Source organism: Amycolatopsis sp. EV170708-02-1 (genome assembly GCF_022479115.1).
Lineage (GTDB): Bacteria > Actinomycetota > Actinomycetes > Mycobacteriales > Pseudonocardiaceae > Amycolatopsis.
Map to the genome: position 1 here is coordinate 4,447,141 of NZ_CP092497.1, position 14,829 is coordinate 4,461,969.

Below are 14,829 nucleotides of genomic sequence, written 5' to 3' on the forward strand. Positions count from 1 at the left end.
TTCAGGCCATGCCTTCCCAGATCGGAGACCGTGAACCGGCCTCAAGATAGCGGCACGCGCCGCCGGGGGATTCCCGCTCATGCTCGCCGCCACCAAATTGAGCAAGTTCACTCACGAATGAGAACCTGTGAGCACGACTCTGTTCGCCGGCGGGCGCGACGCCCCAGTTGGGTGTGAAGACGGACGCGACCGCTATGGCCTACGCAGGTAAGGCCCTTTAGGCAGACTTTCTTGCCCTTGGGCCTTCAGGGCCAAGCTGACGAAGTAAGAGCACGTACTGTCGAACAAGAACGTACTCTCGAACAGGGAAGTGGCTTGCCGGATACTCTCGTCGAGAGAGTCGAATTGAGTCGCGGGAGTCCTCATCGTCGCAAATCACAGATCAGTCTTACCCGAGACCCGCACCGCATCGTGGACGCGTCGGTGCGGAGTTCGTGGATGCGCATGGCGGGGTCCGTGTCCGGATCACGACGAGGGCGTGGGCGAGGTCGACGCCCGGATGAACGCGCTGATGCGGCTGCGTCCCTTCGGGGCGGGCCGGAAGCGGCAACGGCAACCGGCGCGATACGACGCGAAATACCTGGTCAAGTCCGAGGTGATCGTCTCCACCGTTGCCGAACGCCGGGCCAGGCCGCCGCAGCCACGTCGGCGAACCAAGATAGTCCATCCCGAATCGTTGGCCTACCGCCAGTACCATCGGGAGACACCGGTTGCCATCAAGCCGGCGTCCTCCGGTGCGGACGAACCCCCGCCACCGGCGCCTGTCGCCCCTAGTACCCACACGGACCAGCAGGACCGCCGCGATGCCGGTCCAACGCCATCGACGCTAGCGAAGCTCATCCAAGCGAAGCTGGCGAGCTCCGTTCAAGGTGGGCGCGTCCAAGGCGCGGTGGCACTTGTCCAGCGCGGGGCCGCGGGGAGTACTGACCACGGTTCGACCTTCACCCGCCGTCGTGGCCGCCGGGTGACCGAGGCATCCCGTGCGCGGGCCGTACGCCACAAGGGAAGGCGTGAGCCGGAACATGTCGAGCATGTGGAGTTCGATGGGCGTGGGCATCGACCGGTATAGTCGAATTTCCCTCGCGGTGTGAGTTGTTTATGAGCAGTACCTGGTTCTGGTTGACTATCGATTTGGTGCGGAGTTGCTGTGGTGGATACTGGTACGGTTATCAGGTTCGATGAGGTCCGAGGCTATGGTTTCGTTTCCTCCGACCTCGGCGGGGACGATTTGTTCATTCATGTGAACGATCTTGAGATCGACAAGAGGCTCATCGTGCCCGGCGTTCAGGTGGAATTTGTCACCGAGGAAGGTGACCGAGGCCTGAAGGCCTCGCGTGTACGCCTCAGTGGGAAGCCAAGCGCGGCGGCACCGCCGGTGTCGGCGACTGCGCAGGCAGAGGCAGACCCCGCCGATGGGCCGGACGATCTTTGTGACGTCCTCACCGTGGGGCAGTTGACTTCGGAGCTGACCGAAAGCCTGCTGGCGACAGTCCACTCTCTTACCGCACAACAGATCCTGGCGGTGCGAGAATGTGTGGTCGTCCTCGCCCGCGGGCACGGCTGGATCGACGAGTGAGCCGCTGGTCCCGGCTTCCTGTCTCTGCCCTTTAGGACGGCTATGTGTGCCCACCGTGCTCGGCGTGTCCGCGGATAGTGATGGTCGGCCATCAGATGCGTAGACTAGGTGCACAACGAGTCGCCCGACAAGCTGTTCCCTAGCGGACCGCATGCGGGTGGGATCCGCTTTGGATATCGGTGCCGAGTCCAGCTTCGGCACCGCAGCAGTTGCCGGAAGGAGAACCGAATCCGGGCAGCCGGGTTGGTGGTGAGAAGCGCCGTTCGTAGCCGTTGTTCTGTGCTGGTCATCTCCTTCCGGTTGTCTTTCGCGGCATCGGATGGAGGTTGAGAACGGCGTGGCCGGTGCTGATACTCAACGGTTCCGAGTCGGATTGCTGGGTGAGGTCAATGCCTGCGTTGGAGACGAGGAAATCGCCCTTGGCCCTCCTCGTCAGCGCGCGGTGTTGGTGATACTCGCGATGCGTGCGAATCAGTCGGTTTCGCGCGACGAGCTGATCGACGGAGTCTGGGGCGACACGGCTCCGGCGTCGGTCGAAGGTAGTGTGCACACCTACATTCACGGCCTCCGGCGCGCGCTTTCCGCGGTGGGCGAGGATGTCCTGGTGCGGACCGCGACGGGGTATCAACTCGTGATCAACCCCAGGGAGCTGGACCTGGGGTTGGTTGAGTCCCAGGTTCATCGCGCACGCGACATGGCGTCTGCCGGTGACAAGTCGGCGGCCGCCGACGTCATTGGAGAATGCCTCGCCCTCTGGCGGGGCATTCCGTTGTTCGGGCTTCCGGGCCCATTCGCCGATGCGGCTCGAGTGCGGTTGACGGAACTTCGCTATGAACTTGTCGAAGAGCGAGCGGACCTCATGCTCGCCAGTGGCAGGCATCGGGAGGTCATCGCGGAACTCGGCGAGGCGATCCAGCGGGAGCCCTTTCGGGAACGACTCCGCGAGCAGCTCATGCTCGCCCTGTATCGGAGCGGGCGGCGGGCAGACGCGCTCGCCGAGTTCGACACGGTCCGCCGCTTGTTCATCGAGGAACTCGGCCTGGATCCCAGCGGCGCCCTCGCCGACCTGCATTTGCGGATGCTGCGCTCCGATCCCGAACTCTTCTCGGCGGGCGAGGCGCGGTCGCGATCACACTCGCCGATCCCGCGCAACTGCCTCACGCAGTGCCCTACTTCGTCGGCCGAACCGGCGAGCTCCAGCAATTGTCGGGTTGGCGGGCCGCAGCGGAGTCGGGTGGTCAGGCGCTACTCATATCGGCGATCGATGGGGCCGGCGGCATCGGCAAAACGTCTCTCGCGCTGCGGTTCGCCCGGCAGGTGGCGGCCGACTATCCAGATGGTCAGCTCTATCTTGACCTGCGCGGTTTCGACCCGAATCGTCCGCCCCTGACACCGTCGGACGCTCTCGGGCAGCTACTTTGGGCTCTCGGAAGTCCTAGTCAACGGCAGGGTGTGGACGTACAGGCGGCCATGTACCGTAGCCTGCTGTCCGGCAAACGAACTTTGATCCTTCTGGACAACGCCATTTCCTCCGAGCAGGTACGTGATCTGCTGCCCGGCGCGTCGAACAGTCTGGTGCTCATCACCAGCCGTAACCGGCTCAGTGGTCTCGTCGCGCGCGATGGGGCACGCCGTCTTACCTTGGGGCTCTTGACGGAGGGCGAAGCGTTGGAATTGCTTCGTATGGCCGTCGGGCGTCAGCGAATCGCCGCCGAAGTCCAACAGGCGTTGACACTTGCCCGGTTGTGCGGTTATCTCCCGCTGGCCTTGAGAGTCGCCGCCGAAAAGATCTCGGCGAAGCAGGATTCGAGTCTTCGTGATCTCGTGGAGAACCTTAGTGCCGAACGGAGCCGGCTCGATGCTCTCGATGTCGATGATGACGAAATGTCATCGATCAGGGGAGTTTTCTCGTGGTCGTACAAGTCGCTCGACCCGGAACTGGCTCGGGCGTTTCGTTACCTCGGTTTGCTCCGCGGCCCCGACATCGGGCTTCTGGCCGTATCCGCGCTGATCGACAGGCCGGTTCACGATGCGGAAGATCTAGTGACGAAGTTGAGTGACCAGCATTTGCTGGAGCGAGAGGGGGATCGCTTCAGTTTTCATGACCTCGTCAAGGTCTACGCCAGCGAATTGGTGACGCGGCACGACACGCACGAGGAACGCGTGGCGGTGACCCGCCGTCTAGCGGTCTGGTACCACCAGAGCTTGATATCGGCAAATCTGTGCGTTACGCCGGACTACGAGCCCGTGCGGGCAAAAGTCAAGAAGATCCACCACGAGTTGCCGAAGTTCGATACTCGCGAATCTGCTCTCGCGTGGTGCAAAGTCGAGGCGCCGAACATCCTCATATTGACCCAGCACGCCGCGGACCTGGGTGATCATGAGACAGCCTGGCAACTGCCCTGGCTTATGGCGTTCCACTACTACTCGACAGGTTTGCTCACGGAGTGGATCAAGATATTGACCATCGGGCTGGCTTCCGCCGAGCAGTTGGCGGATCCGGAGCCACGTGTGCGCATGTTGATGGCACTCAGCATCGCGAACTCCCGAACCGGAAGGAATGAAACCGCTGTCAGCTGCCTGAAGCAGGGGCTTTCCCTGGTTCGTCGAACGGAAAATCTTGAACTCACGGCTGCGCTGTTGGCAAACCTGGGGTCAACGCTACGAGAGATGAAACAGTATCTGCAGGGGATCACGTATGCGCATGAGGCTTTTGAGCTGGCCGTGAGTGTGGGCAGCGAGTACCTCAAAGCCGGGTCGCTTGATTCTCTGTGTGAGCTGTACGTCGAGTCTGGGCAGCCGAGAAAGGCTCTGCGCTACGGCGGAATCGGTCTCGAAGCCGCGCGGGCGAGCGGCGCTACCATGAACGAGTCCAACATTCTTGTGAATCTGGCCCACGCGCATCGTGACGTTGGCGATACGGTGGCGGCGATGCGGGGCTACAAAGAGGCGTTGGACCTTTTTGAAGAGATCGGGAATCGCTATCACGAAGCTCTTGCCCTGCTGGGAATCGCCGAATTGCACCGTCGCGAAATGTGCTATGAGCAGGCTAGGGAGAACGCGCAACGCGCTCTGGACATCTTCGTTCTTCTCGATGGTGAGGAAGCTGAGGTCGCACGTGTCTTCCTCTCGGCACTCAGCGAGGAATCGGCATCCTGAATATCCGGGCAAGGCGCTGATCTTCAGTTCAGGCGGCGGTGGGTGACCTGTGCGATCAGGCGGTCCGGCCGGAGGGTCATCAGCTCCGACACCTGTAGTTCGTGGTCGTCGGGCAGCGTCAGGTCGAAACGGCGCAGCAGCAGTCCGAGCACGAGCACGATCTGGTGCAAGGCGAATTGCCGGCCGATGCAGGCACGGGCCCCGGTGCCGAACGGCTTGTAGGCATGCGCCGGCCGGGCTCGCACTCGGTCTGGAAGGAACCGGTCCGGGTCGAACACCTCCGGGTGATCTCCCCACACTCGGTCCCGGTGCAAGGCCGGCAGCAGAACGAACAGCGGCTCACCCGCGCTCACCGGATACGAGCCGCCCAGAAGGGTGCTTTCTCGTGCCTGCCGGGCGTAGCCGGGCCCGGTCGGCCACAACCGCAGGGTCTCGTCGACGACCCGGCGGAGATAGCGAAGCTTGCTCACCTGGGTGTAGTCCGGCTCCGCGGTGCCCCACATCTTGTCCACCTCGGCCCGGGCTCGGGCGAGGATCTCCGGATGGGTGAACAGGAAGTTCACCCCGAAGCCCAGCGCCCCGTAGGTGGTCTCGTGACCCGCGGCGAGAAAGGTGATCACCTGGTTACGAATATTGTCCCGATCCATTCGTCCGCTACGCAGCATCATGCCGAGCAGGTCGTCCCCTGGTTCGGCCTGCTTGGAGTCGATCACCTCGTCCACGATGTCGTTCATGGTGGCGATGTCCTCGGCGTTGTTGCGGGCCGCCCGGTCGCCCAGCAACCCGCCCATCAGCGGTGGGCGGGTGACCGATCGCAAGCCGTACAGTGTGGCGCCGGTCAGTGCCGCCATGAACGGATGCGGCCGCTCTCGTTCGAACGAGGAGAAGCTGTAGCCGAAGCCGGCGCGACCGATGATCTCCTGCGTGGTCCGGAGCAGATCCGCCATGAGGTCGATCGGTTCGCCTGCCACGGCCTGGTCCCATCTGGCCTGTAGCTGCCGGGTGACGTCGAGCATGACGTCGTGGTGGCCGTGCATCGCGGCTTTGGTGAAGCCTGGTGACAGTACGTCGTGGCCGGTCTGCCAGGCAGGCTCACCGGACTCCACGGTCAGCAGTCCGTCGCCGAGAAAAGGGCACATCGCGACCAGGTTGGCGTGGACGTGCTTGGTGAAGCGGTGCTCGTCGGACAGCTCTGCGACCAGATCGGGCCCGGTCACAAAGGTGAACTCCAGGTGGAACAGCGAATGCCGGAACAAGGGGCCTCGCACGGCCGCCAGCTTGGTCGCCTCCTGCAAGAACGTCGTGGCGAGAGCGGCCGAGGACGGTGTCTGGGGCACTGCCGTGCCACCTCCTCTGTTGTCGGCGTGTGGGTTCAGGCGCTTTGGGGGAGCACCGGCAGCGCGGTGATCGTCCGGTCGAACAGAAGCCCCGTCCACGCCACGTCCGAGTACGGGATCGCCAAGGTCAGATTCGGAAAGCGGTCGAAGAGCGTCCGCAGTGCCGTCGCGATCTCCATCCGGGCCAGGTTCGCGCCCACGCAGAAGTGCGGTCCGTACCCGAATGTGAGGTGCCCGGTGGGCAGCCGCCTGCCTGGTACCAGTTGCTCGGGGCGTTCGATGACCGCAGGGTCGCGGTTGACCGCGGCGAGCAGGATGAACACGACTGAACCCGCCGGGATGGTGATGCCGTCGATCTCGATCGCTTCGCGGGCGAACCGCCAGGGAGAAAAGGGGAACGGCGGATGATGCCGGATCAGCTCCTCGACCAGGTCCGCCGACGTCTCCTCCGACTCGAGCAGCGCCCGCAGTGTCGAAGCCGTGCCGGCGAGCGTCGCGGCGCCATGGCCGATGGCGATGGTGGTCGAGGAGGTACCCGCGGCGAGAAGCATCAGCACCGTCGAAACCAGCTCCCGCCGGGTGATCCGGCGCTCGGCGACCGCGTCGAGCAGGGTCGCGAGCACGGTTCCCGGAGGTGGGGTACCGGTCATCTCGGCCCGCACCAGGTCCACCGCGTCGTTGTAGGCGGCGCGCATCCCGGCCGATGCCGAGTCCTCGCGGGTGGCCAGCCGCCTGCTCAGCCGGGCGAGCGCCAGGATGCTCTCCTCCGGAATCCCGAGCACCCGCCCCATGACCAACTCGGGCAACGGTCTCGCGTAGGCCGCCATCAGGTCCGCGGACGACGTGGTGCCCATGTCGTCGAGGAGACGGCCGGCGATCTCCGCTACTGCAGGGCGCAAAGCCGCGACGGCCGATGCCGGCAACAGTTGCGAAGCCACCACACCCCGCAGCCGGACGTGGTCGGCGCCGTCGCTGTTGAGCATGTGTCTTCCCTCGACCACGTAGCTGTCCTCGGCGTGGCGGACTCCTTTGAAAGCGTTGACCTCGTGCGGGTTCTTCACCAATCGCTGGTCGCGGAGTGCGGCCCGGCCCTCGGCGTACCGGGTGATCACCCAGGCCCGGAGCCCTCCATCGAGCACGACAGGAACGACAGCTTCCCGCTCACGCAGGCCCCGGATGACCGCCTCGAACTCGGCGCGATCAGCGACGTCGCTGATCGGGACGGCCGTCATTAGCTCGCCCGCTTCGCCGCGATGGCTTCGGCGATGATCTCGCAGAGGTCCTCGCCGGTGCGGGCGTCGAAGAGGACTTCCTCGTCCAGTTCGATGTTCCACCGCGCTTCGCACCACACGACGACTTCGACGAGTTTCGCCGAGTCCATTCCCGGCAGCTCGGTGACTCGCGCGGTCAGGTCGACCTCGGCTACCGGATGGTTCACCACATCGGCCATTCGCGCTCGCACCAGGGTGGTGACCTCGTGCGAGATCGTGCTCGGCTCCGGGATGTCGATCATGAGGAATCCTCCTGCGGGGGCGTGTCGGTCAGGTGTCGCCGCACAAGTTCGGCGACCAGCGTGCGTTGCCACTTCCCGCTCGTGGTGCGGGGCAACGAACGGGGTGGAACGAGCACAACGTCCACGGCGGCCAGCCCGAGCGCGGACTGCACGGCTCCTTGGATGGAGCCGGCCTCGGCTCCTGTCTGCGCGGCGGTCTCGGCGACCACGACGATTCGTTCCTCGAAAGGGTGGGCGACCGCCACGCAATGCCCTCGGTGCACGACATCCAGGTCGCGCACCGAGTTCTCGACCTCGTCAGGAAAGAAGTTCCGCCCTCGGACGATGATCATTTCCTTGCGTCTGCCCACGATGAACAGTTCGCCGTTGTCGAGGAAACCCAGGTCGCCGGTGCTCAGCCAGTCGTCGTCGGCGCGTGGGGTCTCGCCCAGATAGCCACGGGTGACCGCGGCGCCGCGGATGTGGATCTCGCCGAGCCATCCCTCGGGAAGATGCTCGCCGTCCGTACCGGCGATGGCGATCTCCATGCCCGGGACGGCGACCCCGACTCCGACGAGACGTCGCCCGCGCTCATCGAACACGACCGGCCCGTTCAGTTCGGTCCGCTCACGGTCGACGGTCAGCATGCGTGGAGGTGTGCCGAGCTTCGGCAGCGTGACCGCCAGCGTCGCCTCGGCCATTCCGTAGCACGGATACATGGTGGAGGAGGGAACGCCGCACGGCCCGAATGTCCGTTGGAAGTCGGTGACCGTGTCCGGGCGGACCGTCTCCGCCCCGTTGAGCGCCAGGCGCCAACGCGACAGGTCAAGAGACCGACCTTGCGCCGCCTCGACGAACTTGTCGTAAGAGAAGTTCGGGCCGGTCACGATCGTCCCACCGGCTTCGGCGATGTGCTCGACGATCGCGCCGGGGTCGCGGATGAAACTCTGCGGCCCGAACAAGTGGGCGTCGCAGGGGGTGAGCAGCGAGCACAGCAACGAGACCAGGCCCATGTCGTGGAAAAGCGGCACCCAGCCCACGAGAAGGTCCTCGGGGACCGTCTGGATGTGGGTGTTGATGGCGGACACCCCGGTCAGCATCGCCTGATGGGTGAGTACCACCCCCTTGGGGCGGGCGGTGCTGCCCGAACTGAACTGCACCACCGCCCGGTCGTGCGGTCGCACCGGTACGTCCGGAACGTTCCCGGCAGGCACTTCGGTCACGTCGATCACCGCCAGCTCAGGACGGGCCTCGGCGAGCGCGGCGCCGACCGCACGGCCGACACCGGCCACGACGAGATGGCGCAGGTCCGCGGCCGCCACGATCGGCAATAGCCCCTGGGCGACGGCTTCGGGGTCGAGGACGACCGGCGGCAGCGGGAGTGTGGAGACGACGGCACCGATCATCGAGACGCCGAAGAAGGAAGACAGCCATTCCGGGCCGGTGGGTATGAGCAGGCCGACGACTTCGTCGCGCACGACACCTTTGGCGGTCAGAAGCGCGCCGGTCGACCTTGCCAGCGCCGGCAGTGCCCGATGCGGCAGGGTCGCCCCGGAGGTGGGGAAGAGGACCTTCCGATCGCTGTCGGCCAGTCCGGTGAGCAGTTCCGGCAAGGTGGTCGCACGGTCAGCCAACGACATCCCCTCCTACGTCGGAGGCGCGCACGACCACGCAGGTCGCGTTGAATCCGGCGCCGAAGTTGAGAACCAGGGCGAACCGGCCGGGGGTGAGCACATCGGCCAAGTGCGCGAGATTGGCGGCGAGATCTCCGGCGAACAGGTGCCCGGAGTGCTCGGCCAGGTTCTGCACCTTGCCCGCGAGCCCTGACGGCAAGTTGCCCTCGGCGAGCATCTTCACCAGTGCCGAACTGACCCGGTTGACCAGCACCAAATCGATCCGGGGATCGCCCACATCGAGGCCGGCGTCGGCGCAGGCATCACGCACGGTGCCCCGTAGACATGACCTCATCCGGAAGACCACCTGCTCGGACGGGATGTCCTCGGCAGGCAGCGGGTGATCACCCAAGCCTTCCCGCTGGAACGGATTGTCGGCCCGGAAGGTCGCCTCGTGGTCCGGCCGTCCACCGGAAACGATGGACTGGACGGTCAGCTTGCCGGGGCGCTTGGACAACACCAGCGCGGTGGCGCTGTCGCCGAGGCCGAGACCGTGCCGCCAGCGCCGCGACCAGGATTCGCCGAGCGCGTCGGCCGTCAGCACCAGGCTGTGCTCGACCCGCGGCTCGGTGAGCAGGTAGGCGGCGGCGAACTGCAGCCCGAGCGCGCCACCGTTGCACAACTGCCTGACCCCGGTGGCCACCGCGCGCCTGGAGCCGGCCAGCCGGGCGATCCTCGCCGTGATCCGCCAGTCGACTTCCGTGTCCGCGACCCAAGAGTGCACCAGCAAGCCCACATCCTCGGGCGCCACCCCGGCGACCGCGAGAGCTCTTCGGACAGCCGTGATCGCCATGGTCTCGGTATTCTCTTCGGCCGTCGCCACCGGGAGAGTGTCGAAGCTGAAGTGTGCGGCTTCGGCCGCGCTCAGGACGTTCGTGTCGATCGCGCGGGAAAGGGGGTCACCCCCGAGGGGAGTGACCACCGCGAACCCTTGCAAGGACAATTTGCCAGAGACTCTCACCGGGCCTCATTTCGTGAAAACACCCGTCGTCGGCTGCCCCGATTCAACATGGTCACTACAATGAGATCCACTGTGGACAGCGTTGCTTGCCTCAAACTTCCGACTGGTCTGCCTGTTCAACCCGTACGGATTCGCTGCAACTCGTCCGGGACAGTAAGCAGGCCGGGGGCATGGCCGCGTCCGCGCTCACGGGATCAGCCGGTGCCTCGGCCGATCCCGTGAGGTGCCGGGCGAGGTCGCCTATCGGGCTCCGCCCCGTCGCTCGCAGCTAGGCCGGCTGGCCCTGCAACGGAGCCAGGACGAGAACCTCACCCCGGTCGGCGTCCACGTGTACCCGCATTCCCTCGGTCAGGAGCTGAGTCGCGTTGTGGGCGGCGATCACGCACGGCTTGTTCAGCTCCCGTGACACGATGGCAGCGTGGCAAAGGACGCCTCCCTCATCAGTGACGATCGCTGCCGCTCGTGCCATGAGCGGGACGAAACTCGGTGTCGTCATCGGAGTCACGAGGATATCGCCGGTTTCGAACCGGGACGATTCCAGAACGGGGTCCTTGACGATGCGAACCGTTCCCGTGGCCGCGCCTCGGTTGGCGACCTGTCCCTCGATGCGATCCTCTGTCCTCTCCCGGATGACCTCAAGGCGGTCCTTTCGACGTACTCCCGTGGCCAAGAAAGGGGCCTCCTGGCGCCATTCAAGGCTGAAGCCCTTACGGCCACGGTGAACAGCGCGCGACCTCGCGTCGGCAGCGGTGCCGGCCAGTGCTCCCGCGATCTCCGACACGGACAGGTTCAGCAGGAGACGGTACGAAGTGCCGAGCCGGCAGGCGACCTCCACCAACAGCGGCTTCAAACACTGAAAATCCCGATAGTAGTGTTCCGTCGTATGATTGCGGTGGTAGGTCCAGGTGCGCAGCCAAGTGATCTCATACTGCAGCCAGGGATAGACCCGCATGGCCGCTCGGACAGCGTCGCGTTCGGCCTCTTGCCGTTCCAGCATGATGCGCCATAGCTGCGCGGCGTCCTCCGGGAACCTGCTTCGCAGCAGGTCCTCGAAATATTGCCTCGTAAAAGCCTCGCCGATGACATCGGTGCAGGCAAGGAATCGCCATCGGCGATGATATTGATCGATCAGGGCGGAGATCTCGGCGTCCTCGAGCACCTCGTCCGACCAGGCGGCATGGCCCAGCCGTTCCTGTGTGACCAACAAGATGCGCAGGAACTCCTCCTCCTGCAGGAATGCGCTGTTCGGCACGTCGCTGAACGTCAATGTCGCGAAATCGTCACTGAAATTCGCAGACTTTCCGCCCTGCATTTCCTCGCTCACCAGCTCGGCCAGTGGCGTGAGGGCGAAAATGGGGGCATTGTAGATCGAGGTCATGCGCTGATTGAGCTCGTCGAACTCGCCGAGAAGCAGGATCAGCAGTTCATCCGTTTCTTGACGGTAATCTCGACCTTCTGTTGCCTCGCAAAAATTGGTGAACTCCTCGACGGTCCGCAGGTAGCGGGTTTCCAGGCGCTCCAAATAGTTGTGGTCGCGTCGGATGAGCACCTTCATGTGCGCGATCAGACTGGCGTCGAGGGCGTTGTCGATCCAGATGTCGACGTCACCATTCGGGTGTTTGAAGCTCGGCTGGTACACATGGTATCGCGAGAGGTCGAAACTCAGCTCGAACTGGCTTCGGGCATACTTGTGAAAGCCTTGGACATTGGCTTCTTCGAAGATCGGAGACAGAATTCGGGAACTGAATCGTTTGCTGTACTTCGGCAATTCGGAAACATCATCACCCGGCTCGCGGAGCGTGGTGATCGGGCGACTTTGCACGATATGCAGACCGGTGTCGTCGATGCACCACTCGACGTCACACGCGGTTCCTGCGAAGGTTTCGATTCTTCTGGCGATCAACGAGAGACCACGTAAGTCCGCTGCGCTCAGTGGCTCGTCGATCTCGGCCACCGGTACCACTTCGTTTTGCCCGTCCACTCGGACCAACTTGACATGCTGCGTGCCGGCGCGACGCTGGAGGATCACCCCCGAACGCTTGTCCAGTACGTAGTGTGCCGGTGTTATCTCGCCCGATACCAGCAGTTCGCCGAGACCGTGGCAGCTCTCGACCACGATGACATCTTCGGTGTGGTCGACAGGATGTCTGGTGAAGAGCGCTCCGGCGTGCCGGCTGTCGACCATCTCCTGGATCACGACCGCGATCGGCTCGGGCGCGTGCAGGTAGTGTCGTGCCCGGTCTGAGAACAAGCTCGCGTAGCATCGCCGCACGTGGGACTCGACGTCGGCCGCGGGAACGTTGAGGTAGCTCTCGAAAATGCCGGCGAAGCTCCGATCCTCGGAGTCCTCGCTGACCGCACTGCTCCGGACGGCGAAGTAGCGGCCGTTCAGGCCGTTGAGCCGCTTGGTCACTTCCTCCGCAAGACCGGCAGGCGGAGGCGCGGCGCCGACACGCGTACCGGCATCCGGTGCGTGCGGGCTGATCCCGTTGTCGGCCATCAGCGTTTCGAAAGCCTGCGTGGTGACGACGAAGCCGCGTGGAACGGGAATTCCGTGACGTGTCAAGGCGGCCAGGGAGAGCCCCTTGCCGCCGACCAGCGACAAGTCTTCCTCGCCGATCTCAGTGAAGTCGCGTGTCCACATCACTAGTCCAAGTACTGAACTCGGGCGGGCCGAACGCCGCCATAGCCGATATTGAAGACAGGTGCACTGTAAGCGCCGACAAAATGTATGAACAGGAGATTTCCTTCGGCGACCCCCTTGGGTAAGATCGTGCTGTCCGAAATGACATCACGACCGTCGCAGGACAGTGAAGAAATTACATACTCTTCGGCGTCGAGGTCTACCCGGTCGGTTGTTATCGGAAAATGGAATCTATGTCTATCCATCATCTGTAACACGCCGAAAATAGATGCGTTGACGTAGAGCCAGGTTCGACCGTCCCGAACTGCCCTGGAAACAACCGGAGCCACCAGTTTGCCGGCGTCGCCTGCGATCAGCCGCCCCGGTTCGGCCAGATAGTGCAGGCCGGAGAGTTCTGCGTTGATGGTAGGAGCGATCTGCTCGAGGCGGGGGACCAGTGGGTGTACCGGGATCGGGAATCCGCCGCCGATGTCGATCATCTCGATCGGGAACCCGTGCAGCCGGCATTCCGCGGCCAGTGCGTGCGCCTGGCGGATCCCATCACGCCACGCGGTGGCCACCTCGTTCTGGCCGCCCACGTTGAAGGCGATGCCGTGGGGGACGAGTCCGGCTCGCTCCACCGCGTGCAACATCGGTATCAGTTCCGCCTGCGGGATTCCGAACTTCGTCGAAAGGTTGATGAACGCGTAGTGGTCACCTGATGTGCGAATTCGCACCAGGCACCGGGCATCAGGTGCGGCCTTGGCGATTCGGTCTATTTGGCTCACCGAGTCGACGACAAACACGGAGACGCCACTTTCATGTGCCAAGCGCAGATCTTCGAGTTCCTGGACGGGGGCAGAGAAGATCACTTTCTCGGGCGACGCGCCCGCCAGTCTTGCCAGTTCGACTTCATGCCACGATGTGGCTTCAAAACCGCATCCCTCTTCCTGTAGTGCGGAAAGTACTCGCGGGTCAGGGTTGGTTTTCACCGAGAAACGAATATCCAGAGCCGGAGCGAGATCGACGAGTTGCCGGTAGGAGTGGCGGATTGCGCCGATGTTCATCAGAAATGTCGTGCGCTGCGTCGACCGGATATCGGACAAGACTTCCTCGGGAATATTCCACGAGGAGCGAGTCTCACGTTCTGGCAGTAGGGTGTGATCCACCTTGCTGATCGATCTCGCTCGAGGTGTTTCACGAGCGTTTTCCCACAATGCCCAAAACGCGTTTCTGAGTAGTGTGGCCACGCCGGGGCCATCCAGCCGGGAAACGTGCGGTGGGTCGAGCGAGACCGCGAACGCCACGTCACCGAATGTCACTCCGACGGAGGCGCCGGCGGTGATATCCGGCAAGAAGCGGACCTCCTCCGTCTGTGGCCTCGGCATCATCCGTTTATCGGACATCAGCAGGCTGCCCCGCAGACGGTGACGTTCAACTTCTTGGCACCACTCGGTTCCATCGTCGCCGAGCCAATCGAACAGTCCGGTGATGTCGCCATGCATCGTGTACGGTTCACGGGCCTGCAGAATGCGCGCGAGGAGGTCTTTTGCCGCGTGAAGACCATTCCCTGGGATGCGGTGCTCAATCAGTGAATGCACGTTCTTCGCCTGTCGGAGTGGCATGTCACTGTCAAGTAGGTCTTCCATTGAATACCTCTGAAATTTTGAAGGACCTAGTTGTTCACTACAGGTTGACGACGAGTGGATCTCACCGCCGCGCGGCTGGAGTTCGCTGAATGGAAGCACGTGGAACCGAATCTGGCCGGGCAGCGGGTGAAAAGAGGTACTGAGGGGTGCCTGAAGAGACATTTCTCCCGCCGGCAAGCGTGGGCAGAGTGGCTTCACCTGCGATCGCAGAGCAGCGTCACGATAGCATTGTGGCATTGCGTGATCGGTTGGGCCGGATGTGTGATGGGCTGGACGGAATGAGTGCGCGGGGTCGGCGACCCAATCGTCCGTGATGAAAGCAAGATACTCATATCGACGTGACTGGAATCACGTCCGAA

The 14,829-nt window shown here is 63.7% G+C and carries 9 protein-coding genes and 1 pseudogene; 3 read left to right on the forward strand and 7 right to left on the reverse strand.

Translation table 11 applies throughout. The features are described 5' to 3' along the window. Positions 1-1,150 precede the first annotated feature (1,150 nt). From MJQ72_RS20205 to MJQ72_RS20215, 3 genes and pseudogenes are all read left to right on the forward strand, one after another. Entirely contained in the window at positions 1,151-1,576 is a 426-nt protein-coding gene (locus MJQ72_RS20205) for a cold-shock protein (RefSeq protein WP_240600924.1), read from the forward strand. Positions 1,577-2,036: 460 nt separating this feature from the next. After that, positions 2,037-2,597 (forward strand): annotated as a pseudogene (locus MJQ72_RS20210) (BTAD domain-containing putative transcriptional regulator); the annotation flags it as partial. A gap of 143 nt (positions 2,598-2,740) precedes the next feature. Then, complete coding sequence (locus MJQ72_RS20215) at positions 2,741-4,735, forward strand: NB-ARC domain-containing protein (RefSeq protein WP_240600925.1); 1,995 nt, start codon at positions 2,741-2,743, stop codon at positions 4,733-4,735. A 23-nt stretch (positions 4,736-4,758) separates the two neighbouring features. Here MJQ72_RS20215 and MJQ72_RS20220 read toward each other — a convergent pair whose 3' ends face one another. From MJQ72_RS20220 to MJQ72_RS20250, 7 genes are all read right to left on the reverse strand, one after another. Then, positions 4,759-6,072: a cytochrome P450 gene (locus MJQ72_RS20220; RefSeq protein WP_240600926.1), complete on the reverse strand. Its 1,314-nt coding sequence runs from the start codon at positions 6,070-6,072 to the stop codon at positions 4,759-4,761. Between the two features lie 35 nt (positions 6,073-6,107). Further along, a complete protein-coding gene (locus MJQ72_RS20225) occupies positions 6,108-7,304 on the reverse strand; it encodes a cytochrome P450 (RefSeq protein ID WP_240600927.1) in 1,197 nt (398 codons plus the stop codon). Continuing rightward, positions 7,304-7,585, reverse strand: coding sequence for an acyl carrier protein (locus MJQ72_RS20230; protein WP_240600928.1), 282 nt, complete (start codon positions 7,583-7,585; stop codon positions 7,304-7,306). Before MJQ72_RS20230 ends, MJQ72_RS20225 begins: the two co-directional genes overlap by 1 nt. Next, the gene (locus MJQ72_RS20235; RefSeq protein WP_240600929.1) at positions 7,582-9,198 is read right to left on the reverse strand and encodes an AMP-binding protein; all 1,617 of its coding nucleotides are present in this window, start codon (positions 9,196-9,198) and stop codon (positions 7,582-7,584) included. The genes MJQ72_RS20230 and MJQ72_RS20235 overlap by 4 nt, the downstream gene beginning before the upstream one ends. Next, positions 9,191-10,159, reverse strand: coding sequence for a hypothetical protein (locus MJQ72_RS20240; RefSeq protein WP_240600930.1), 969 nt, complete (start codon positions 10,157-10,159; stop codon positions 9,191-9,193). Before MJQ72_RS20240 ends, MJQ72_RS20235 begins: the two co-directional genes overlap by 8 nt. Positions 10,160-10,466: 307 nt before the next feature. Continuing rightward, positions 10,467-12,842, reverse strand: a complete 2,376-nt coding sequence (locus MJQ72_RS20245; RefSeq protein ID WP_240600931.1) for a PEP/pyruvate-binding domain-containing protein — start codon at positions 12,840-12,842, stop codon at positions 10,467-10,469. A gap of 2 nt (positions 12,843-12,844) precedes the next feature. Then, positions 12,845-14,422 (reverse strand): alanine racemase, encoded by a 1,578-nt coding sequence (locus tag MJQ72_RS20250; protein WP_240600932.1) that lies wholly within the window; start codon positions 14,420-14,422, stop codon positions 12,845-12,847. Positions 14,423-14,829: the final 407 nt, after the last annotated feature.